Here is a 19,119-nt window from a genome sequence, read left to right on the forward strand (position 1 = left end):
AGGGAAGACCGGGTGCTTGCTGCACCCGCGGTCTCGCGTGCGATTTGCGCAAACAAAAGTGCACACGAGCATACAGGGCAGCGGGAGCATTCCGGCCTTCCCTGCGCAATGGCTTTACGGTTTACTTCGTGCTCTTCCCGGAGAACGGCTTTCTTGCCTCCGTCGCCCCCGAGAAGCTTTCGCTTCTCTTGGACTTAACGCCAGCACCGCGGCGCCCGAACCACACGACTTCGCCGTACGCTTCCGGCGCGCAACGTCTATCGCGCCATCTGCGTCCATCGCATCTCACCGCACGTTCGTGACGATCGCGAGCGCCCCTCATCTGCCGTGAGACGGGCGAAGTTATGCGGCTGATTTGGGTGAGAACGAAAGCGGAATATTTTTGATTCCCGGGCTTGACACGATTTCTGAAAATCCGAATTGAAGCAAATCACCTCGCAGGCGCAAATGAATTGTAGCGAGACGCACTGCCCCGGGGTCGCTTCCGCCTACGCTCGTTGAGCTTCGGCGGACAAGTCGCTCGCCCGGGCTACGGTTGCCGGCACAAACTCTTGTTCGGAACATTTTTTTGCGGCGGCATGACGAACGCCCTGCTCGCGTCGCCTTGTCGCTCGTACAGGCCAGATCTAACATGATGCCCCAACCATAATAATCGTGCGGGCCTGACCCGCATTCGAGGGAGAAGACAATGAAGGCATTCATGATGGCTGCGGCGGTTGTTGCCGGCATTGCTGCCAATGCGGCGAATGCTGCGCCGCTGCCTGAGGCAAAGCCGGATGACGTTGGATTTTCGCAGCAAGGACTGGCCCGCCTGGACGATTTTTTCGCCCGCGAGATCGCCGCCAAACGTGTGCCCGGCGCCGTGGTTGCGATAGCTCGCGACGGAAAGCTCGTTCAGTACAAGGCGTACGGCCAGCTTGATCCGACCAAAGGCACGCCGATGCCGCTGGATGCCGTGTTTGCGCTTGCCTCCATGACCAAGCCGATGGCCGCTGTCGCGGGCCTGACACTTATGGAACAGGGCCGCCTGGCTCTTCAGGCAAAGCTTGCCGACTATTATCCCGCGTTCGCCGATATGAAGGTCGGCGTCCCGCAGGCGGATGGTTCGCTGCAGCTCGAAGCGCAGGTTTCACCGATCTACATTCACGACCTTTACCGACACACGTCCGGCCTGATGTATGGGGGACGCCCGGACAGTTCGAGCCCGGTAGCGCGTCAATACCCGGAGGGGACGGCGCCGGCGATCGAGGGCGATACGCAGGCGTTCATCGAACGCATCACAAAACTGCCGCTGGCGCACCAACCGGCGACGGTTTTCGAGTACGGCTTCTCGATCGATGTGCTCGGCGCGGTTGTCGAAAAGGTGAGCGAGCAGCGGCTTGGCGATTACCTGGCCGGCAATGTGTGGCGACCGCTCGGCATGAAGGACGCCACGTTCCAACCCACGGAGGCGCAGCGCGCGCGTCTTGCCCGGCCATTTCCCAATGACCCGCTGACGGGCAAGCCGCAGGCGATCAAGCTTCTCGATACACCAACCAAGTTCGACTGCGGCGGCGCCTGCGCGTTTGCCACGGTGGGCGACTACATACGCTTCGGACAGATGCTGCTCAATGGCGGCGAGCTCGACGGTCAGCGCATTCTCGGGCCCAAGACCGTGCACCACATGATCGCCAACCACCTTGGGCCTGACATCAAGAACAACGTGGCCAACGTGGAGCCGCATCGCGGTGGCTTTGGCTTCGGCCTTGGGGTGGCCGTGCGCACGAGCGAGGGTCTGTCCTCGGTCCCCGGCAACCCCGGCGAGTTCACCTGGAATGGCGCCTATGGCACGCAGTTCTTCTGCGACCCGAAGGAGCGTCTTGTCGTCGTCGTGGGAACGGCGGCGCCCGGCGAGCTTCGAAAGTACTATCGCGAGCAGGTCCAGGACATCGTCTACGGCGCCATCGTGCGGTAAGCCTTCTTCGCAGACGATGGAGTCTTTTCGATAAAGCTCTTGGGTGTGCACGGCCCGGCGTCAGGCTGGGATCCCTGCTTCGGGGCAATTGGTCAACCGCGCGGGAACGCCGACCGCGGTGCAGCCGCGCGGCACGTCATGCTCGACCAGCGCGCCGGCGCCGATCTTGGCTAAGTCGCCGATGCTGACGCCGCCGATGATGGTCGATCCGGCGCTGAGATAAACGCCCCTGCCGATCTTCGGGGCGCGGTCAGCTTCCGAATGTTTGCGGCCGATGGTAACGTTCTGCAGGATCGTCACCTCGTCGCCGATCACGGCGAAGGCGCCGATGATGATGCCGGTGGCGTGATCGAGAAATACCGACGTTCCGATCGTGGCGGACGGATGAATGCTGACCTGAAGCTGATCGGACGACAGGCTCTGCAGCAGCAGCGCGAGATCGTTGCGCCTCTCGCGCCAGAGCCAGTTGGAGACGCGCCAGGCCTGCAGCGCGACGTAGCCCTTGAAGTTCAGGAGCGGCGGCAGCAGCGTCGTCGTCGCGGGATCGTGAACGGCGATGCTCTGCAGATCGCGGCTGGCGGCCTCGATCAGATCGGGCGCGCAAGCGAAGGCGTCACGGGCAAGCTGCGCGAAGCGTTCGCGATCCGCCGGGGTCTTGCCGAGCCGCTCCCCGATCTGGTGGGCCAGCGCGTGAGCGAAGTCGGTATGATCGAGAACGGCAGACGCCAGCGCCGCGCCGAATACTGAATCGCGCGCCAGGGCGCTTTCCGCTTCACGCCGAATCATTCGCCAGAGCTGATCGACAGATAGCATTCCATTCATGACAGTCGCCCCGGATTGCGCGCCTCCCCGCAATATAGACCGATTGCGAAGCAACGCCATCAGGCCTGGCCCCAAGAAGCAAACCGGACGCTTCGTCGGCCCCGAGGAGTTCAGTTGGTCGAGCTCCGGATACGCCCAGCGCCTCTACCTGGTTGCCTCGTCGGTTATGTCGCTCAAAGTCTTCGCGAACGCCGCGTAGTTGGGCGGAGCCTCCAATCCATGCCGTGGGTAAATTGTCTTATACAGATAGTCGGCTGAATTATAAGACAGCCATACCTTGCCCTGATCATCCTCCCAAACAAGAGCCTTCGGAGGATTGTCGATCGCCAGCAATGGCGTCTTTGCCATTACCGGCGTGCCCAGTTTCGGATTGCCAAAGATGACCACCGTGCGAGGGCGCATGTCGATGCCGAATTTCTTTCCCGCGACAGCGTGGTCGATTTCGGTGAACACAATGAAGCCGGCACCCTCTCTTGATTTTACGGCCGCCTCAAAGCGCGAAATCGTTTCCTTTACAGAAAAGTTGCTGGGCTTGGTAATGATGCCGTCGCTTGCGCAAGCCGGTGCTGCGATGACGAGTGCCAAGAAAACGAACATGAACTTCATGGGAACTTCTCCGTAGATTTCAAAGTCCTCAAGCATTTCGTCCGGTGGGCCCTGCACGTGAGCCTTTAGAAGCGCGTGGTCAGATTAGTCAGCCATTCCGGAGAAACGTCGACCAGGAAGGTTTCAAGCGCCTTGTCCGCTCCAGAAACAATGAGGATGCCGATGACAAGAAGCAAAAGGCCGAGCACGGATTTCATTCCGCTGCCCGCGACTAGTAATCGGCCGCGCCAGCGCGCCATCGTTTCCCGGGAAAGCCATCCCAATCCCAACAATGGGAGCGCCGCGCCAACACCGAACGCAAGCATCGTCAGCGCTACCTGACCAAGATCTTTGCCTTGGGCGGCAAGCAGAGACGCGGTTCCAAGGGTCGGCCCGACGCACGGGCTCCATACGGCTCCCAGGAGCGCGCCGATCCAAAACTGTCCGGCAACGCCGTTGGTGCGACTCGTCGCCAGCCTGCTATCGGCCCAATTTCCGATCGGGCCCGCCGCAACTGCGATTTGCGCCTGTAACCGCGGAACGACAAGCACGACGCCGACGAGCATCATCAGCGTCGCCGCAAGGTAGCGAAACCGGTCCGCATCCAATCCTATCGAGTGGCCTGCCGTCGCCACAAACAGTCCAATGCCGACAAACGAAAGGGACAGCCCGGCAGCGAGTGCCAAAGGTCCCTGGCGATGATTCGATGCCGCGCTACCCAGCACGATCGGGAGGATAGGGAGCACGCAGGGTGAAAGGATCGAAAGGATTCCCGCGAGGAATGCCAGCAACATACTGCCGATCGTCATCGCCGGTTTCCCATCTCCAAATAGCCTTTGCTGGCGCGCTCAAACGTTCCGCAGATACTCAACCCCCGCCGCAGGCTCGGTCCAATCCGCTGCGCCAGGCATGTCGCCGACGATCCGGCCGGAACTTGCAATCAGGCAAGTGATCGGCATTCCGTAAAGGGCGAACGGTCAGATCGCTTTCCCGACCATGGCAAAGATCGAGTCCCGCTTGGTATCGCCGACCGACCGCGCCTCTTCCTTTTCGCCCTTGAAGGCAATCAGGGTCGATTGCGAGCGGACGCCGAATCGATTGAGCAGATCCTTCTGGCTGTCGAAATCGATAACGAAATAGACGAGATCCTTAAACCGCGGATCGGCCCTTAGATCGCTCAGGATCGGCGCCTGCGCCTTGCAGGTCGGACACCACGGGGCGTGGACCGCGATCAGAATCGGCTTGCCGGCTTTCTGAGCTGCGGCGAACGCCTTGGCATCGAACGCAGGGCCATTTTCCGCCAGCGCCGGCGAAGTGGCAAGAATTCCGAGAACGAGCGTGGCGCCGAGAATGGAGCGGCGGGTCAGCATGATATTCTCCTTGTTGGTCTAGATGTACTTCGTTTCGAAGGCCGCAAATGTTACGCGCCCACACCAGCAGCGGTATGGCCTTCGCAATGTTCACGACTGGAGGTTCGCGGCGCCGCGGCGAAGGTTAGCGGTCTCGCCGAAAATCCTTTTTCTGTCGTCGTCGATATATCCAAACAGGGCATCAGGTCAGGACTAGCGAGCAGTCGGATGCCGGGTTGCAGCAGGGAGCCCCCCTACCGTGATACTCCCAGGCTGACGCTGGTTCGTACGCCCGCGCCGCCGGTCACCAGCCGGATGGAACCTCGGCATGGCAGCCTTGAGCGGCCAGTGCGCTCGGCCGGCCATAGCTGGCGCGGGTTGCCGCCCACGTGATGCCGCTGCTCCCGCCGCAGCTATCAAGGCCGCAATGAACTTTTTTACAAACTCGCTATGTCAACCGAGGCCGCTGCATGTTGGCGAAGTGTTCGATGCCAGGGAGGGATGGCCCCGGTATCAAGCGAGTCGCACAAAACAAACCGCCCACCTGCTCTCGCAGATGGGCGGCTGTATCGCCATCAGGCATCATGGGGGCATCACGCCTGCGGCTGAACTCTACTTACTGACGCGTTTTCTTCGCGCGAACCGGTATCCACTTCGCTTGAAAACGCTATGCGCGCTCAGCCCTGCTGCGGCTGGTCGTTCGGCGGGGTCGGACGCGTCTTGTGCTGCGCCATGAACTGGTCGAACTCTTCCTTGTCCTTGGCGTGGCGCAGGCGGTCGAGGAAATTCTTGAACTCGACTTGCTCTTCCTCGAGCCGACGCAGGGTTTCCATGCGGTACTCGTCGAAGGCGCGGTTGCCGCTGGTCGGCGGGCCGAAGCCAAAGCCGCCAAAGCCGCGGCTCTCCATGCGGTTACGCATCCGGTCCATCTTGTACTGCATCCGCTCCATCTTGTTCTGCCAGCGGTCTCCGTGACTCCAGCAACCCATTTTTCTGCTCCCTAGTGTGAAAAAGAGGAGGGCAAGGCCGATCGGCCACCAGATGATGAAGCCAAGGATGGTCACGGCGATCCAGCCGGGGTGCCAGGGGCTCTCAAGCATATGCGGGCGATAGTTCTCTTCCGTCGGGCCGCGCCATCGATTGACATCTGCGGTGTAGGCCATTTCCCTCTCCATGACGGCGATCACGCCGTTGTGAATGTAAATAACATTTACATACCTAAACCATCCCGCGTTTTTGTCAAGCGCGCGGCTCGCCGCACCCTGAAAATTATTTGGGGGTTCCCCAAGGACCAGATGGCGCACCAGATGGCGGCACCGGCGGCGGGCCTGACGGTTTCTGGTCCGGTGGCCGGCGGTCGGTCGGGAAACCGAGGCCGCGCAGGTAGATCAGCACTTCGGCTTCCAGGAGTTCTTCCGGCGACATCGGCAGCTTGCGCCGCGCGGCGTCGCCGCGGCCGAACAGCGAGGCCACGCCATGCGACATCGACCAGATGTGCAGCGCCATCATCATCGCCGGCGGCCGCGGCATGCCGGGCGGCGCCAGCGCCGCAAGCCGCTCGGCGGCGGCGCGGATGATGGCGAAAGCGCGCTCGCTCGCAGCCATCAATGTCGGGTTTGCATCGACGGGAAGGCCGGATTCGAACATCGCCGAATAGAACGCGGGCTCATTGCGGGCGAAGGCCAGATAGGCCTTCCCTACCCGCTCGAACGCCGTCACCGTGTCCGGCCGGCCGTCGTCCCAGGCCTGCGTCAGCAGCGCCTCGAACTGCTCAAAACCGCGCTGGGCGATCGAGGACAGCAATTCATCGCGATCGCGGAAATGGCGATAGGGTGCGGCAGGGCTGACGCCGGCCATTCGCGCGGCATCGGCAAAAGTGAAGCCGGCCGCGCCTTTCTCGGCGATCAGGCCGAGCGCGGCCTGCAGCAACGCCTCTTTCAGATTGCCGTGGTGGTAGCCGCGCTCGCTGCGGCCTTGGTCCTTTCGCCAGCTCATGTGAAAGGCTTTTACATGAGCCGGCTGAAAAGGTCACTTATTTTGAGGCCGTTAACTGGCGTTCATCATGATTAACGGCGTTGAGGGGCGGCGCAATTCCGGACGGTTCCAACCGGGTCCTAACCGCCCGGGATCGGGAGGACCGGCATGATCTCCACGCGCTCGCCGGGAAAGATCGCAAAATGCGGGTGGTTCTCGAACAGTTTCGCGGCGGCCTCATGCGAGCCGGCGCGCACCACGGTGAAGGCGCCCATCTCGTTGGCGATGTCGGCAATGCCGCTTGAATCGACCTTCTTGGTCTTGCCGAGCGGGCCACCCATGGCGAGGATCGCCGCCTGGTGCTTTTCGACCCAGGCTTTCCATGCCGCTATACCCTGCTGCTCCCTGGCGCGCCGCTCTGCCTCAGGCAGCGCATTCCAGGCCACCATTTTCGCACTGGCCTTGCTGCCGAGAAAGACGGCGAGGAACGTATCGTTGGTGCTCATGTGGCTTCTCCTCTCTTGCGGTTGACGGATTGCGATAGACGCTCGACTTAACGGCGTGCGGAGCCCTGTTGCAGAGACTCACCGCGCCTTGTGCGCATTTCCCTTCTGCAACTCGTCGAAGCCTTTGGCCGCCTGCTGCACTTCTTCCGAGAAATCGGCCATCTCCTGGACCTGGCGGATTTCGATGATCTCGTTCTCCGAGGCCGGGCACTTCTTCGCCCAGGCGATCGCCTCCTCGCGCGACTTCACATTGATCATCCAGTAGCCGCCGAGCACTTCCTTGGCCTCGGTGAAGGGGCCGTCGGTGACGACAGGCTTGCCAGTGGCAAAGGAAATCCGCGCGCCCATCGACGGCGGATGCAGCCCGTCGAGCGCGATCAGCACGCCGGCGTCTTTGAGCGCCTCGTTGTATTTCATCATCGCCTTGACCCGTTCAGGGTCGAGCGGGACGTCCGGCGGCGCGGTCTCATAGCCCAGGGGGATCATCAGCATCATGAATCGCATGGTGGCGTCCTTCGTTTCAAGTTGCCGTCATTCCGGGGCATCGCGCAGCGATGAACCCGGAATCTCGAGGTTGTGGTGCGAGATTCCGGGTTCGATGCTTCGCATCGCCCCGGAATGACGGGAAGAGTCACTTCTTCCCCGCCTGGGACCGCAGCCGCTCTTCCTGCTCGCGCAGCTCGGGGGTGAGCGCTTCGCCGAAATCCTCCGCGGCAAACACCTGGCGGATTTCAATCTCGTCGCCCTCGAGGAATGGCGCGCGCTGCATCCATTCGATCGCTTCATCCAGCGACTTGGTGTTGATCAGCCAGAAGCCGGCGACGAGATCGCCGGAGAGAGCGAACGGCCCGCGGCTGACGCCGCCCTGCCCGCTGCCATACTTGATCCGTGCGCCCTTCGCGGTCGGATGCAGGCCCTCGCCCGCCTCCATCACGCCGGCCTTGGCCATCTCTTCGTTGAACTTGCCCATTGCGGTCAGCAGTTCCGTGCTCGGCATCACACCGGCTTCCGTATCCTTGCTGGCCTTCACAATCACCATGAATCGCATCGTTATTCTCCGGTTTGATCTTGTTGGGCCGGCTGCTGTCGCGCCGGCCTTCATCAACAAGACGAGCGGGCTTTTGCGCCGCCGACATGTCAGTGGAAAATATTTTGCAGATATATGTCGGGCCGCTACGCTGATTCTCATCCCGCGAGCCTGCCTCAGAAAGGTAGCAGTAAATCGCGCTCCTAGAGGGGGTCGTCGTGCCCGGGCCTGTCCCGGGCATCCACGTTCTTACTTCCCTCAAGTGAGAAAGACGTGGATGGCCGGCACAAGCCCGGCCATGACGAAAAGGGAAAGGGACTCGCTTTCAAACAGCTACCCCGGCTGTTTGACGAAGGCGCCATTGTCGTAAGTCGCGCCGAAATAGACGTCGATGCGCTTCACCTTGCCGCCCCCGAAGACGAAGAACTCGGTATTGCGAAACGTCCTGCCGCCTTTGGCGACGCAGCGGTAGGTGATGAGGGCTTCGTCGCCTTCGACGAAAATCCGCTCCAGCTCGTGCCGCTCGATCCAATCGCTGTTCTTCCAGCAGCGTTCGAAATAAGTCGCCTTGTCGATATTGTCGTCGTAGGGACTGGTGAAGCGGAAATCGTCGCTGAACGCGTTCTCGACCAACTGGCGATCGTTGGCGAGATAGGCTGCAAAGATCTGGCGGATCGTATCCGCCCTGTTTGCTCCGGCCATTCAACGCTCCTCCCTGGCTAGGACTCTTTGGGCACCATCTGGAAATACGGCTCGGCCTCCTTCAACACGCGCGCGAACGAGGGCCGCGCCTTCAGACGCTCGAAATAGGCGGCAAGATTCTTCTGCGTTTGCTCGAACGGCACCACCATGCTGCCGTAGAACAGCGGCGGCGCGGCGGCGCAATCGGCGAGGCTGAAATTCTCGCCCATCGCCCAGCCGCCGTTTGCCGTCTGCTGCTCGATCATGGCGTATGAGGTTTGCAGTTGCGCGCGGGCTTCCTCGACGCCTTGCGGATCCTTTTTGTCCGCAGGCCGCAGCCGGTCCAACATGATCTTCTGCATCGGCAGATGCACATAGAGATCGTAGAAGCGGTCGCGCAGCCGGGTCTGCAATGCGCGGGCGGGATCGTCCGGGATGAAGCGGGTGCGTCCGCGGTAATGCGAATCGAGATATTCGACGACAATGCTCGATTCAGGGACGGTCTCGTTCCGCGCATCGTCGCGCAGCACCGGAAACTTGCCGACCCCCCACAGCTTCACGAGCGCGGCGCGCTCAGCGAGATTGCCGAGATCGACCAGGTTCGGCGTGAACGGCGTGTCGTTCTCGTACAGCGCGATCAGCGCCTTCCAGCAGTACGAGGCGAGAGGGTGGAAATGCAGCGTGAGCGACATGGAAAACTCCCGGTGTAACAAGACAGCCCGCACTCACGCGCGCCGACATTTGGGCCAAAGATTATTTGGCCACCGCCAGCACGTAGCGCAGGATCACGATGCCGGTCGACAATGGCCGGCTGTCGATCAGCTTCAGCTTGCGTTTCTCGCCCGGCTTGAACAGCGGCGTCCCGCCGCCGAGAATGATCGGGTTCACCGCGATGCGGAACTCGTCGATCAATCCGTGCGGGATCAGGCTATCAGCGAGATCGGCGCTGCCGAACAGAAAAATATCCTTGGTGCTGTCACGCTTCAGCCGGGCGACAGTCTCGGACACGTCCGTGCTGAACATCTGCGTGTTGTTCCAACCGGGGTTCTTCACCGTGCGGGAGAAGACGTATTTCGGCGCCGCGTTCATGAAATCGGCGACTTCGCCGGTCGCGCTCGGCCAGTGATTGGCCATCAGTTCGTAGGTGACACGGCCGAACAGCAATCCGCCGGCGGCGTTCAACTGCTCGATCGACAATTGCTCCAGCTCCTCGCCCCAGACGTCTAAATGCCAGGAGATGTCGCGGTTCGGGCCTTCGACGAAGCCATCCAGCGTCATCAGGTTCCACATGATCAACTTCGCCATCGCAGCACCCTCTTAACCGATTGCAGTTTGCAACTGGTTGTATCCTGAGCCAACCGGTGCAATATTGCAAGCAGTTTTTTAGGGTCCGCCGACCGCCCGTCTGGAACCGAACATGACCAACCTCAGCCGCTCCGGCTGCCCGATCAATCTCTCGCTGGAAGTGCTCGGCGATAAATGGAGCCTCTTGATCATCCGCGACATGATGTTCGGCAACCGGCGGCATTTTCGCGAGCTGCTGACGAAATCCGAGGAAGGCATCTCCTCCAACATTCTCGCCGACCGGCTGAAGACCCTGCTCGACGAAAAGATCATCACCCGCGAGGACGATCCCACGCACAAGCAGAAGGGAATCTATTCGCTGACGGAACAGGGCATCGAGCTGCTGCCGGTTCTCGCGCAGATGGCGGCCTGGGGTTACAAATATCTTCCCGTCAGCAAGGAACTCGGCATCCGCGCGCGGCTGCTCAGCGAGGGCGGACCGAAGATGTGGGCCGAATTCATGGATGAATTGCGCGAGAGCCATCGCGGCGTGAAGCGGCGCAGGCGAACCGGCCCGTCAGTCGGCGAACGACTGCAGGCGGCTTACGAAAGCGTCGTGAACGGAAAGTAGCCCCCGATCGCGCGCCCGCCGTGCTCGCGCCGCGGGCGGGATACACAAATGTATCCTTAAGGTTCGCGTTATTTTGCGGTGCTACCCGTCATATTACGGAGAACAGCGTTAACGCATTCTTTTTTTCCTTTGGTCAAACCTGGCGGACCGGCAACGAGGCTCGAAAACGCTCGGTGACAGCCTCATTATTTCACCTCGATCTGGATGGGGCTTTCGTGTTTCAGTTTCTCAAGCCTTGCAGGGTCGTGAAGTTTGCGACAGACATTACCGCGCGCAAGATCAAGAGCATGGAGGACGCCGGCCAGATCGCGGCGATCGGCCGGGCGCAGGCGGTGATTGCGTTCGAAATGAACGGCACCATCCTCACCGCCAATGAAAACTTCCTGAAGACGCTTGGCTATACGCTCGCCGAAATCCAGGGCAAGCATCACAGCATGTTCGTGGACTCCCAGGAGCGCGACTGCGCGGCCTATCACGAGTTCTGGGCAAAGCTCAACCGCGGCGAAAACCAGTCGGCCGAATACAAGCGGATCGGCAAGGGGGCTAAGGAAGTCTGGATCCTCGCCTCCTACAACCCGGTGCTGGACGAGAAGGGCAGGCCGTTCCGGGTGGTGAAATTCGCCACCGACGTCACCAGCCAGAAGCTTTCGACCACCGACCTCGCCGGCCAGATCGCAGCGATCCGCAAATCGCAGGCCGTGATCGAATTCAACATGGACGGCACCATCATCGGCGCCAACCAGAACTTCCTCAAAACGCTCGGCTACTCCCTGGACGAGATCCGCGGCCGGCACCACAGCATGTTCGTCGATCCGTCCGAGCGCGACAGCGCGGCCTACCGCGACTTCTGGGTGGCGCTCAACCGCGGCCAATATCAGGCCGCCGAGTACAAGCGGATCGGCAGGGGAGGCAAAGAGGTCTGGATCCAGGCGTCATACAATCCGATCCTCGATCTCAACGGCAAGCCGTTCAAGGTCGTCAAATACGCCACCGACACCACCGCGCAGGTGCTGGTGCGCATGGGCAACGAGCGCGTGCGCGGCATGATGGAAACGGTTGCCGCCGGCGCCGAGGAACTGAACGCCTCGGTTCGGGAAATCTCCGAAGCCATGACCAAGTCGCGCGAGACGGCATCGACCGCGGTCGGGCGGGTCGAGGCGGCCGACGCCCAGGCCAAGCGCCTGAACGAAGCGGCGCAGGCCATGAGCGGCATCGTCGAACTGATCGGCAACATCACCGGGCAGATCAACCTCTTGGCGCTGAACGCGACGATCGAATCGGCGCGTGCCGGCGAGGCCGGGCGCGGCTTTGCCGTGGTGGCGTCCGAGGTCAAAAACCTCGCTACGCAAGCCAAGCAGGCGACCGACAAGATCGGGCAGGAGATCAGCAATCTCAACGGCATCTCCGGCGACGTCGTAAGCGCGCTCGACAGCATCAAGCAGGCGATCCAGGGCGTCAGCGAATACGTCACGGCGACCGCGGCCGCGGTCGAGGAACAAAGCACCGTCACCGGCGAGATGTCGTCGAGCATGCAGCGCGCCGCCGCGGAAGCGAAGGCGATCGCGCAGCGCTGACTGCTCGCCATCGGCCGGCGCATCGACCCGATACGGGCATACTCCCGTATCGCATCGGGCCTGCCCGAATCTGCATTGAATTCACCGCACCGCAGCCGGGACACGGAACGGGGCATGGGTTATAGGAGCGGGAAATTCACCGCTCGCAGACGGACCCGCTCATGCTCTCCTCCCCGCAAAAAACTGCTCTCGTCACCGGCGCCGCGCGTGGCATCGGGCTTGCGACAGCCAAACGGTTTCTCGCTGACGGCTGGCAGGTGGCGCTGCTCGACATCGAGGGCGAATTGCTGCGCGGCGCGGTCGCCGGCCTCGCCGACCCCGACAACACGCTGGCGCTGCATTGCGACGTCTCCGATGCCAAGGCGGTGGCAAACGCCATGGCGGCGGTGAGCGCGCGCTTCGGCCGGCTCGACGCGCTGATCAACAATGCGGGCGTTGCGGTGTTCGCACCGATCCTCGAAACGTCCGATGAAGACTGGAGCCGCATCCTGCAGGTCAACCTCACCGGCCCGTTCCTGTGCACCAAGGCGGCGGCGCCCCTGATGCGCGAACAGGGCGGCGGCGCGATCGTCAACATCACCTCGATCTCGGCGGTGCGCGCCTCCACGCTGCGCTCGGCCTACGGCACCAGCAAAGCAGGGCTCGCGCATCTGACCAAACAGCTCGCGGTCGAACTGGCTTCGCTCGGCATTCGCGTCAACGCCGTGGCGCCCGGCCCGGTCGAGACCGCGATGGCGAAGCAGGTCCACACGCCGGAAATCCGCGCCGACTATCACGACGCCATTCCGCTCAATCGTTACGGCCTCGAGGAGGAGCTGGCGGAAGCGATCTTCTTCCTGTGCAGCGATCGTTCGAGCTACATCACCGGGCAGGTCCTTGCCGTCGACGGCGGTTTTGATGCCGCCGGCATCGGCCTGCCGACGCTGCGCGGCCAGCGGCGGAACGGGTAGACGTGGGCTCACAAGCGCGTGGTCAGATGCGGATAGCGGACGAACGCGCGGTCTGACGATCTAGATGCAGGCGCGCTCGATCATTGCCGGGCCGGGCACGTCTCGGCCGAATCCGGCCACCGCGACCTGCTGGCGCGCGCCGCGCTGGCCTGCCACGTCGGGATGGCGACTTTCACCGATGCCGGTGTCTCCGGCGCGGAGCATTGACGAAACCTTGCCACATATGTCTGCGTAACTGCCCCAGGGCAGACAAGGCTGACGAAGGAGCCGCGCATGCGAATAGCGGTCGTCAAGGTAGTTGTTGTCGCTGCCGCGTTGTTCGCGGCGATCGCCCCTGCACGGGCCGAGGTTCGCATTCTTGCGAGCCCCGGCGGACAGGTCGGTCCGTTTATCACGCTGTACGATCGCGTGAACGCCTCCGGCGAGCGGGTGGTGATCGACGGGCCCTGCCTGTCGGCCTGCACGCTGGTGCTGATGATGGTGCCGACTGAGCGCATCTGCGTGACGCGCCGCGCGGTGCTCGGATTTCACGCCGCGCGGTCGATCGATCGCCGCGGCCGGATCTATGCCGAACCGGAAGCCTCGCGGGATGTGGAGGCAGCCTATCCGGCGGCGGTACGGGACTGGATCGGCCGCCGCGGCGGACTGACGTCGCGGCTGCTGCTGTTGCGCGGACGCGAACTCGCCGCGATCTATCCGCGGTGCAAGTAGGATTCGTAGGATGGGCGGAGCGCAGCGATACCCGTCAATACCGTTCGCGATGCCGATGGGTACCGCTTCGCTCCATCCATCCTACGAACCTGTGACTACATATCTTCCTTGGGGCAGTTGACCATCCAGGGAATGCCGAACTTGTCGACGCACATGCCAAAACCGTTGGAGAAGAAGGTCTTGCCGAACGGCATCCGCACCGTACCGCCCTCGGCGAGCGCGTTGAAGCGGCGCTCGGCATCCGCGGGATCCTCGACCGCGAGCGCAACGGAAAAGCCCTGCGGCTGATGGTAGTCGCCGGGCGTGGCGTCGGATGCCATCAGCACCTCGCCATCGATGGTGATACGGGCATGCATGAGCTTGGTCTTCCAGTCCGCCGGGACCGGCATGTCGGCGGGCCCGTCGCCATACGGCATCATCGCCTCGATCTGCGCACCGAGCGCCTTTTGATAGTACTTCAGCGCTTCCTCGCAATTGCCGTTGTAGAACAGATAGGGATTGACTTGCATCGCTGACTCCTTAGGTAAAGTTTAATCAGTCACGGCGTTCCCCGGATGCAGCGCAGCACAAAGTGATGCGCTGCTGTTCCGGGGTCCATCGATGGGTCCCGGCTCTGCGTCGCATCACTGCCGTGCTGCGCCGCGTCCGGGAAATGATAGAGTGGTAACGCTCATTTCTCGATTAGCTTCTTCAAATTAGCGAGACCGGCTTCGAAATCCCGGCCGATCATGTTGTCCAGATTCATGAACACCTGGATCAGCCTGGTCAAGAAGCGTGCGGGACCATGCATCAGCCATGTGACATGGGTGCCATTGCCCTGCGGCAGCATTGTGAACTCGGCGGTGTTGTGGCCTTCGAACGGCGTGAAGAAATCGAGCTTGATGACGATCTTTTGCGGCGCGGAAGCTTCGAGAATCTCCATGCGGCCGGAACCGACATTCTTGTCGCCGTCCCAGGCATAAACCGCGCCCTTGCCGCGCTCCGCACCGCTATAGGTGCGCTTCATCGCCGGATCCTTCTGCTCGTAGGCCGACCAGGTCACCCACTGTTGAAAGTCGGAGATCAGCGGAAAGATCCGTTCCGCCGGCGCCTTGATGCTGACCGAGCGCTGCACGCGCAGCGTATCTGGCTTGGCCGCGGCGAGAATGAGGACCGCGGCGATGGCAATCGCCAGGATGACGGCGATGGTGACAATGACTTCAAACATGACTGGCTCCATAAAGTTTTGCCGCCGATCAGCGGCGAAACGGGATCAAGGTTTGCAAACTCCGGTCGCGCAGCCACAGCCCGCCCCACACCATCAGGCCGAGATAAAGCCCGAACAGGGTGTGCGTGAATAGAGGGCTGCCGATCCGCACATGCGAGGCCATGGCGCCGCCGAGATAGCCGGTGAGCAGGATCGCGCCGAGGATCGAGGTCGGCGGCACCGAATAGAGCACGGTGCAGACGATGGTGATGACGCCCAGACTCCGCGCCAGCGTTTCGCTCGAACCATAGCCCATCCTGTCCATGGTTTCGGTGACGATCGGCCACGGCACCAGCTTGATGGCGCCGTCGATCATCAGGAACACGATGACGAGGCCGGAGAGGATGCGGCCGGTCCAGCGTGCCGGCCTGGAGGCCGGAAGGGTCTCGGTGACGATGGTCATGATGCTCTCCGTGTCGTCTTGAATGGCTGCTCGGATTCAAGACGAACGAGGCAGGCGGAAACCGACAGGGGGCAGCGAAAAATTCGATGGGTATTCCGTCATGCCCGGGCTTGTCCCGGGCATCCACGTCTTTAACGGACGACTGCAACAAAGACGTGGATGGCCGGGACAAGCCCGGCCATGACAATGGAGGCTCCTTCCCTTCTCCCCTTGTGGGAGAAGGTGGATCGCTGGCGCGAAGCGTCGGCGAGACGGATGAGGGGTCTGTCTCCGCGGCGAGAACCCCTCATCCGGCGCGGATTGCATCCGCGCCACCTTCTCCCACGAGGGGAGAAGGAAGAAGGGCCTACTTCCCCGCCTTTTTGCCGCGGGGCTGGCTGTCGCGCTGCAGGCGGTCGAGGTGCATGCGGATGTGGGCGGCTTCGGCCGAGGTGTTCGCCAGCGCGATGGCGCGATCGAAGGCCGTGCGGGCTTCGTCATTGCGGCCGAGCTGCATCAGGAAGGCGCCGCGCACGCCGAAGAAATGAAAATAGTTCGACAGCCGTTGTGCCAGCGGCTCGATCATGTCGAGCCCGGCCTGCGGTCCCTTCACCTTGGACACCGCAACGGCGCGGTTCAGCGTCACCACCGGCGACGGTTGCATGATCTCGAGCGCGCCGTAGAGCAGGTCGATCTGGGTCCAGTCGGTATCTTCAGGCTTTTCGGCGCGGGCATGCAGCGCTGCGATTGCGGCCTGCACCTGGTAGGGTCCGCTGCGGCGATGGCGCATCGCCTTGTCGATCAGCGCCAGCCCCTCGGCGATGAGAGACTTGTTCCATAGCGAGCGGTCCTGATCGTCGAGCAGGATCACCGCGCCATCGGCGTCGAACCGCGCCGCGGCGCGCGCGTGCTGGATCAAGAGCAACGCGGTCAGCCCCATGATCTCGGGCTCGCTCTGGAACAGCCGCAGCAACAGCCGCGCCAGCCGAATCGCCTCCTCGCATAACGGCGCGCGAATCTCGGCGGTATCGCCTGAAGCCGAATAACCCTCGTTAAAGATCAGGTAGATCATGGCGGCGACGGAGGTGAGGCGTTCTGAGCGCTCCACCGCGCCGGGCGTTTCGAACGGCACGTCGGCATCCGCCACGCGGGCCTTCGCCCGCGTGATGCGCTGCTCCATCGCGGCTTCCGAGACCAGGAAGGCGCGCGCGATCTGCTTGACCGTCAGGCCTGAGACGATGCGGAGCGCAAGCGCGATCTGCTGGGTCGCCGGCAGGTCCGGATGGCAGCAGATGAACAAAAGCCGCAAAATGTCGTCGCGGTAGTGCGAGCCGTCGAGCCGCTCGGCAATCTGTTCCTCGGCGTCATCGAGATCGGAAATCGCCTCGTCCTCGGGCAGCGCCTCCTGCTTTTTGCTGCGTCTGATGTCGTCGATCGCGACATTGCGCCCGACCATGATCAGCCACGCCGCGGGATCGCGCGGCGGGCCGTTCTGTGGCCAGCTCTTCAGCGCACGGAGGCAGGCGTTCTGAAACGCCTCCTCTGCAGTGTCGAGATTGCGAAAATAGCGCAGCAACGCGCCGACCGCCTGGGGGCGAGCCGAGGTCAGCGCGGCATCGATCCAGGCGGCGTCGGTCACGGCTGCACACTCCCCGGCGCAAACTGGCCGACAGGACGGATCTCGTAGGCGCCGCCGGGATTGGCCGCGCCGAGGTCGCGGGCGACGTCGAGCGCCTCGTCGAGGTTCTTGCAGTCGACGAGATAGAAGCCGAGCAACTGCTCCTTGGTTTCGGCATAGGGGCCGTCGAGCACCAATGGCGGGTCGTCCTTGCGGAGCGTGGCCGCCGCCGTCGTCGGCAGCAGCCGCGCGACCGGGCCAAGGCGGCCCTGCTTGGCGAGCTTGTCCTGCACGACGGCAAGTTTCTTCATGACCGCGGCGTCCTGTTCCCTGGTCCAGGAGCCGACGGTGTCTTCGTCGTGATAGCAAAGGATGGCGTAAAGCATGAGGGCTGGCATCTCCGTTGTCATAATGACGAACGATTATGCCCGGAGCCGACAGGGGCGTCGAAGAAATTTTGAAGATGTTCCGTCGCCGGTCAGGGACCGATGATCGGAGGCGGTGGCGGATTGAAGTGCCCGTAGGTGTAGACGATCGCCTTGGAACAAAGGCCGCACACGGCGAGGACCAGAAGGATGACCTTCATCCTTGTCCTGAAGGCATCGATCCTGGAATCGCCGTGACGGCTGCGCCAGCAAAGCGCCAGCGAGACCGCCGCCACCGCGCTGATGACCGCGTGTATCACCAGGAGATGCCGTACTTGGCGGCGATCCGGCGCGCCTTTTGCTCGTCGGTCTCGATCAATTTGCGCACGTGAAGGGTCTCCCTTGTTGGATGAAAGGAGGTTAGAGAAGCGGTTCGATCGTCAATGTGCGGCGGGTCACGCCAAATGGCCTGCGAAAGGAATGGCAATGAACAAAGGTGCGCTCGCCCTGCTGGTGCATGGCGGGACCGAAAACTGGTCGCCGCAGCGCTGGAAGGCCCGGTTCGACGAGGTCTGCCCCGACCGGTCCGTGCTGCTGCCGAATGCCGCGTTCGATCCCGCGGAGGTGCATTACGCGGCGGTGTGGAAGCCCAATCCGGGCGAACTCGCCGCCTTCCCCAACCTGCGCGTCATCTTCAATCTCGGCGCCGGCGTCGATGCGCTGATGGCCGACCGCTCATTGCCCGACGCGCCGCTGGTGCGCGTCGCCGTCACCGACCTCACCGCGCGGATGACCGAATATGTCGTGCTGCATGTGCTGATGCACCACCGGCAGGAACTCTACTTGCGGGAATCCCAGCGCGAGAGGCGCTGGGCGCCGAAAATGCAATGGGCGGCGGGCGCGATCTCCGTCGGCATCATGGGGCTGGGCACGCTTGGCGCTGACGCGGCCGACGCGCTCAAGCGCCTCGGCTTTCGCGTCGCGGGCTGGAGCCGCAGCCCCAGGGCGATCGACGGCATCGATTGCTTTCACGGCGACGCGCAGTTCGAGCCGTTCCTGCGGCGGACCGACATCCTGGTCTGCCTGCTGCCGCTAACGCCGGAGACGCGGCACATTCTCAACCGCGCGCTGTTTGAGAAACTGAACCGCAAAAGCCCGCTCGGCGCGCCGGTGCTGATCAATGCCGGCCGCGGCGCCTTGCAGAACGAAGCCGACATCCTGCAATGCCTCGACGACGGTACGCTCGGTGGCGCCTCGCTCGACGTCTACGCCACCGAGCCGCTGCCCGCAGACAGCCGGTTCTGGACCCATCCAAAAGTGGTGCTGACGCCGCACAACGCCGCCGACACCGATCCCGACGAAATATCGAAATATGTCGCGCAGCAGATCGCGCGCTTCGAGGCCGGCGGCGCGCTGGAAAATGTGGTGGATCGCAACCGGGGGTATTGACCGACATGCTA

The 19,119-nt window shown here is 62.6% G+C and carries 23 protein-coding genes and 2 pseudogenes; 7 read left to right on the forward strand and 18 right to left on the reverse strand.

Going from position 1 to position 19,119, the window contains the following annotated elements:
- Window positions 1-688 precede the first annotated feature (688 nt).
- Window positions 689-1,954 (forward strand): serine hydrolase domain-containing protein, encoded by a 1,266-nt coding sequence (locus tag V1293_RS18490; protein WP_334511293.1) that lies wholly within the window; start codon window positions 689-691, stop codon window positions 1,952-1,954.
- A gap of 60 nt (window positions 1,955-2,014) precedes the next feature.
- Here the strand turns inward: V1293_RS18490 and V1293_RS18495 are convergent, their stop codons facing one another.
- The 12 genes from V1293_RS18495 to V1293_RS18550 form a co-directional block, all read right to left on the reverse strand.
- Window positions 2,015-2,776 carry a serine O-acetyltransferase gene (locus tag V1293_RS18495; RefSeq protein ID WP_334511294.1) on the reverse strand — a complete coding sequence of 254 codons (762 nt, stop codon included), beginning with the start codon at window positions 2,774-2,776 and terminating at the stop codon, window positions 2,015-2,017.
- A gap of 144 nt (window positions 2,777-2,920) precedes the next feature.
- Window positions 2,921-3,382: a DUF302 domain-containing protein gene (locus V1293_RS18500; RefSeq protein WP_334511295.1), complete on the reverse strand. Its 462-nt coding sequence runs from the start codon at window positions 3,380-3,382 to the stop codon at window positions 2,921-2,923.
- Between the two features lie 65 nt (window positions 3,383-3,447).
- Window positions 3,448-4,170, reverse strand: a complete 723-nt coding sequence (locus V1293_RS18505; protein ID WP_334511296.1) for a cytochrome c biogenesis CcdA family protein — start codon at window positions 4,168-4,170, stop codon at window positions 3,448-3,450.
- Between the two features lie 168 nt (window positions 4,171-4,338).
- On the reverse strand, window positions 4,339-4,731 hold the full coding sequence (locus V1293_RS18510) for a thioredoxin family protein (RefSeq protein WP_334511297.1): 393 nt from the start codon (window positions 4,729-4,731) through the stop codon (window positions 4,339-4,341).
- A 656-nt stretch (window positions 4,732-5,387) separates the two neighbouring features.
- The gene (locus V1293_RS18515) at window positions 5,388-5,873 is read right to left on the reverse strand and encodes a DUF2852 domain-containing protein (RefSeq protein WP_334496300.1); all 486 of its coding nucleotides are present in this window, start codon (window positions 5,871-5,873) and stop codon (window positions 5,388-5,390) included.
- A gap of 106 nt (window positions 5,874-5,979) precedes the next feature.
- The gene (locus V1293_RS18520; RefSeq protein WP_334511298.1) at window positions 5,980-6,705 is read right to left on the reverse strand and encodes a TetR/AcrR family transcriptional regulator; all 726 of its coding nucleotides are present in this window, start codon (window positions 6,703-6,705) and stop codon (window positions 5,980-5,982) included.
- A gap of 119 nt (window positions 6,706-6,824) precedes the next feature.
- Window positions 6,825-7,190 carry a hypothetical protein gene (locus V1293_RS18525; protein ID WP_334511299.1) on the reverse strand — a complete coding sequence of 122 codons (366 nt, stop codon included), beginning with the start codon at window positions 7,188-7,190 and terminating at the stop codon, window positions 6,825-6,827.
- A gap of 78 nt (window positions 7,191-7,268) precedes the next feature.
- On the reverse strand, window positions 7,269-7,694 hold the full coding sequence (locus tag V1293_RS18530) for a YciI family protein (RefSeq protein WP_334511300.1): 426 nt from the start codon (window positions 7,692-7,694) through the stop codon (window positions 7,269-7,271).
- Between the two features lie 127 nt (window positions 7,695-7,821).
- The gene (locus tag V1293_RS18535) at window positions 7,822-8,238 is read right to left on the reverse strand and encodes a YciI family protein (RefSeq protein WP_334511301.1); all 417 of its coding nucleotides are present in this window, start codon (window positions 8,236-8,238) and stop codon (window positions 7,822-7,824) included.
- Window positions 8,239-8,550: 312 nt separating this feature from the next.
- A complete protein-coding gene (locus tag V1293_RS18540) occupies window positions 8,551-8,919 on the reverse strand; it encodes a nuclear transport factor 2 family protein (RefSeq protein ID WP_334511302.1) in 369 nt (122 codons plus the stop codon).
- Between the two features lie 17 nt (window positions 8,920-8,936).
- A complete protein-coding gene (locus V1293_RS18545; RefSeq protein WP_334511303.1) occupies window positions 8,937-9,590 on the reverse strand; it encodes a glutathione S-transferase family protein in 654 nt (217 codons plus the stop codon).
- Window positions 9,591-9,651: 61 nt separating this feature from the next.
- Complete coding sequence (locus V1293_RS18550) at window positions 9,652-10,203, reverse strand: dihydrofolate reductase family protein (RefSeq protein WP_334511304.1); 552 nt, start codon at window positions 10,201-10,203, stop codon at window positions 9,652-9,654.
- Window positions 10,204-10,315: 112 nt separating this feature from the next.
- On the opposite strand from V1293_RS18550, the gene V1293_RS18555 reads away from it, so the two are divergent.
- The 5 genes and pseudogenes from V1293_RS18555 to V1293_RS18575 all read left to right on the forward strand — a co-directional run bounded on the left by V1293_RS18555 (window position 10,316) and on the right by V1293_RS18575 (window position 14,048).
- Window positions 10,316-10,813 carry a winged helix-turn-helix transcriptional regulator gene (locus V1293_RS18555; RefSeq protein ID WP_334511305.1) on the forward strand — a complete coding sequence of 166 codons (498 nt, stop codon included), beginning with the start codon at window positions 10,316-10,318 and terminating at the stop codon, window positions 10,811-10,813.
- A gap of 104 nt (window positions 10,814-10,917) precedes the next feature.
- A pseudogene (locus tag V1293_RS18560) lies at window positions 10,918-12,387 on the forward strand (methyl-accepting chemotaxis protein); the annotation flags it as partial.
- A gap of 161 nt (window positions 12,388-12,548) precedes the next feature.
- Window positions 12,549-13,337, forward strand: a complete 789-nt coding sequence (locus V1293_RS18565) for an SDR family NAD(P)-dependent oxidoreductase (protein ID WP_334511306.1) — start codon at window positions 12,549-12,551, stop codon at window positions 13,335-13,337.
- Between the two features lie 60 nt (window positions 13,338-13,397).
- Window positions 13,398-13,544 (forward strand): annotated as a pseudogene (locus tag V1293_RS18570) (nicotinate-nucleotide--dimethylbenzimidazole phosphoribosyltransferase); the annotation flags it as partial.
- Window positions 13,545-13,610: 66 nt separating this feature from the next.
- Window positions 13,611-14,048 carry a hypothetical protein gene (locus V1293_RS18575; RefSeq protein WP_334511307.1) on the forward strand — a complete coding sequence of 146 codons (438 nt, stop codon included), beginning with the start codon at window positions 13,611-13,613 and terminating at the stop codon, window positions 14,046-14,048.
- 95 nt (window positions 14,049-14,143) lie between these two features.
- Here V1293_RS18575 and V1293_RS18580 read toward each other — a convergent pair whose 3' ends face one another.
- The 6 genes from V1293_RS18580 to V1293_RS18605 all read right to left on the reverse strand — a co-directional run bounded on the left by V1293_RS18580 (window position 14,144) and on the right by V1293_RS18605 (window position 17,979).
- Window positions 14,144-14,557 carry a VOC family protein gene (locus V1293_RS18580; RefSeq protein ID WP_214489127.1) on the reverse strand — a complete coding sequence of 138 codons (414 nt, stop codon included), beginning with the start codon at window positions 14,555-14,557 and terminating at the stop codon, window positions 14,144-14,146.
- Between the two features lie 161 nt (window positions 14,558-14,718).
- Window positions 14,719-15,255 carry an SRPBCC family protein gene (locus V1293_RS18585; protein ID WP_334511308.1) on the reverse strand — a complete coding sequence of 179 codons (537 nt, stop codon included), beginning with the start codon at window positions 15,253-15,255 and terminating at the stop codon, window positions 14,719-14,721.
- A gap of 28 nt (window positions 15,256-15,283) precedes the next feature.
- Window positions 15,284-15,697, reverse strand: a complete 414-nt coding sequence (locus tag V1293_RS18590) for a DoxX family protein (RefSeq protein ID WP_334511309.1) — start codon at window positions 15,695-15,697, stop codon at window positions 15,284-15,286.
- A 346-nt stretch (window positions 15,698-16,043) separates the two neighbouring features.
- Entirely contained in the window at window positions 16,044-17,315 is a 1,272-nt protein-coding gene (locus V1293_RS18595) for an RNA polymerase sigma factor (protein ID WP_334511310.1), read from the reverse strand.
- The gene (locus V1293_RS18600) at window positions 17,312-17,680 is read right to left on the reverse strand and encodes a YciI family protein (RefSeq protein WP_334511311.1); all 369 of its coding nucleotides are present in this window, start codon (window positions 17,678-17,680) and stop codon (window positions 17,312-17,314) included. The genes V1293_RS18595 and V1293_RS18600 overlap by 4 nt, the downstream gene beginning before the upstream one ends.
- Before the next feature lie 92 nt (window positions 17,681-17,772).
- Window positions 17,773-17,979: a hypothetical protein gene (locus V1293_RS18605; RefSeq protein WP_334511312.1), complete on the reverse strand. Its 207-nt coding sequence runs from the start codon at window positions 17,977-17,979 to the stop codon at window positions 17,773-17,775.
- A 166-nt stretch (window positions 17,980-18,145) separates the two neighbouring features.
- Here V1293_RS18605 and V1293_RS18610 point away from each other — a divergent pair, with 166 nt between their 5' ends.
- Window positions 18,146-19,108 carry a 2-hydroxyacid dehydrogenase gene (locus V1293_RS18610; protein WP_334511313.1) on the forward strand — a complete coding sequence of 321 codons (963 nt, stop codon included), beginning with the start codon at window positions 18,146-18,148 and terminating at the stop codon, window positions 19,106-19,108.
- The last annotated feature ends 11 nt before the right edge of the window (window positions 19,109-19,119 follow it).

Source organism: Bradyrhizobium sp. AZCC 1693, from assembly GCF_036924745.1.
Classification (GTDB): Bacteria; Pseudomonadota; Alphaproteobacteria; order Rhizobiales; family Xanthobacteraceae; genus Bradyrhizobium.

What these genes read in the sequence shown, in the direction of transcription:
- V1293_RS18540 (WP_334511302.1), bottom strand. Translation starts at nt 8,919, where the DNA reads ATGGCCGGAGCAAACAGGGCGGATACGATCCGCCAGATCTTTGCAGCC.
- V1293_RS18500 (WP_334511295.1), bottom strand. Translation starts at nt 3,382, where the DNA reads ATGAAGTTCATGTTCGTTTTCTTGGCACTCGTCATCGCAGCACCGGCT.
- V1293_RS18515 (WP_334496300.1), bottom strand. Translation starts at nt 5,873, where the DNA reads ATGGCCTACACCGCAGATGTCAATCGATGGCGCGGCCCGACGGAAGAG.
- V1293_RS18580 (WP_214489127.1), bottom strand. Translation starts at nt 14,557, where the DNA reads ATGCAAGTCAATCCCTATCTGTTCTACAACGGCAATTGCGAGGAAGCG.
- V1293_RS18520 (WP_334511298.1), bottom strand. Translation starts at nt 6,705, where the DNA reads ATGAGCTGGCGAAAGGACCAAGGCCGCAGCGAGCGCGGCTACCACCAC.
- V1293_RS18550 (WP_334511304.1), bottom strand. Translation starts at nt 10,203, where the DNA reads ATGGCGAAGTTGATCATGTGGAACCTGATGACGCTGGATGGCTTCGTC.
- V1293_RS18610 (WP_334511313.1), top strand. Translation starts at nt 18,146, where the DNA reads ATGAACAAAGGTGCGCTCGCCCTGCTGGTGCATGGCGGGACCGAAAAC.
- V1293_RS18510 (WP_334511297.1), bottom strand. Translation starts at nt 4,731, where the DNA reads ATGCTGACCCGCCGCTCCATTCTCGGCGCCACGCTCGTTCTCGGAATT.
- V1293_RS18545 (WP_334511303.1), bottom strand. Translation starts at nt 9,590, where the DNA reads ATGTCGCTCACGCTGCATTTCCACCCTCTCGCCTCGTACTGCTGGAAG.
- V1293_RS18585 (WP_334511308.1), bottom strand. Translation starts at nt 15,255, where the DNA reads ATGTTTGAAGTCATTGTCACCATCGCCGTCATCCTGGCGATTGCCATC.
- V1293_RS18505 (WP_334511296.1), bottom strand. Translation starts at nt 4,170, where the DNA reads ATGACGATCGGCAGTATGTTGCTGGCATTCCTCGCGGGAATCCTTTCG.
- V1293_RS18530 (WP_334511300.1), bottom strand. Translation starts at nt 7,694, where the DNA reads ATGCGATTCATGATGCTGATGATCCCCCTGGGCTATGAGACCGCGCCG.
- V1293_RS18535 (WP_334511301.1), bottom strand. Translation starts at nt 8,238, where the DNA reads ATGCGATTCATGGTGATTGTGAAGGCCAGCAAGGATACGGAAGCCGGT.
- V1293_RS18575 (WP_334511307.1), top strand. Translation starts at nt 13,611, where the DNA reads ATGCGAATAGCGGTCGTCAAGGTAGTTGTTGTCGCTGCCGCGTTGTTC.
- V1293_RS18525 (WP_334511299.1), bottom strand. Translation starts at nt 7,190, where the DNA reads ATGAGCACCAACGATACGTTCCTCGCCGTCTTTCTCGGCAGCAAGGCC.
- V1293_RS18495 (WP_334511294.1), bottom strand. Translation starts at nt 2,776, where the DNA reads ATGAATGGAATGCTATCTGTCGATCAGCTCTGGCGAATGATTCGGCGT.
- V1293_RS18565 (WP_334511306.1), top strand. Translation starts at nt 12,549, where the DNA reads ATGCTCTCCTCCCCGCAAAAAACTGCTCTCGTCACCGGCGCCGCGCGT.
- V1293_RS18490 (WP_334511293.1), top strand. Translation starts at nt 689, where the DNA reads ATGAAGGCATTCATGATGGCTGCGGCGGTTGTTGCCGGCATTGCTGCC.
- V1293_RS18590 (WP_334511309.1), bottom strand. Translation starts at nt 15,697, where the DNA reads ATGACCATCGTCACCGAGACCCTTCCGGCCTCCAGGCCGGCACGCTGG.
- V1293_RS18555 (WP_334511305.1), top strand. Translation starts at nt 10,316, where the DNA reads ATGACCAACCTCAGCCGCTCCGGCTGCCCGATCAATCTCTCGCTGGAA.
- V1293_RS18600 (WP_334511311.1), bottom strand. Translation starts at nt 17,680, where the DNA reads ATGCTTTACGCCATCCTTTGCTATCACGACGAAGACACCGTCGGCTCC.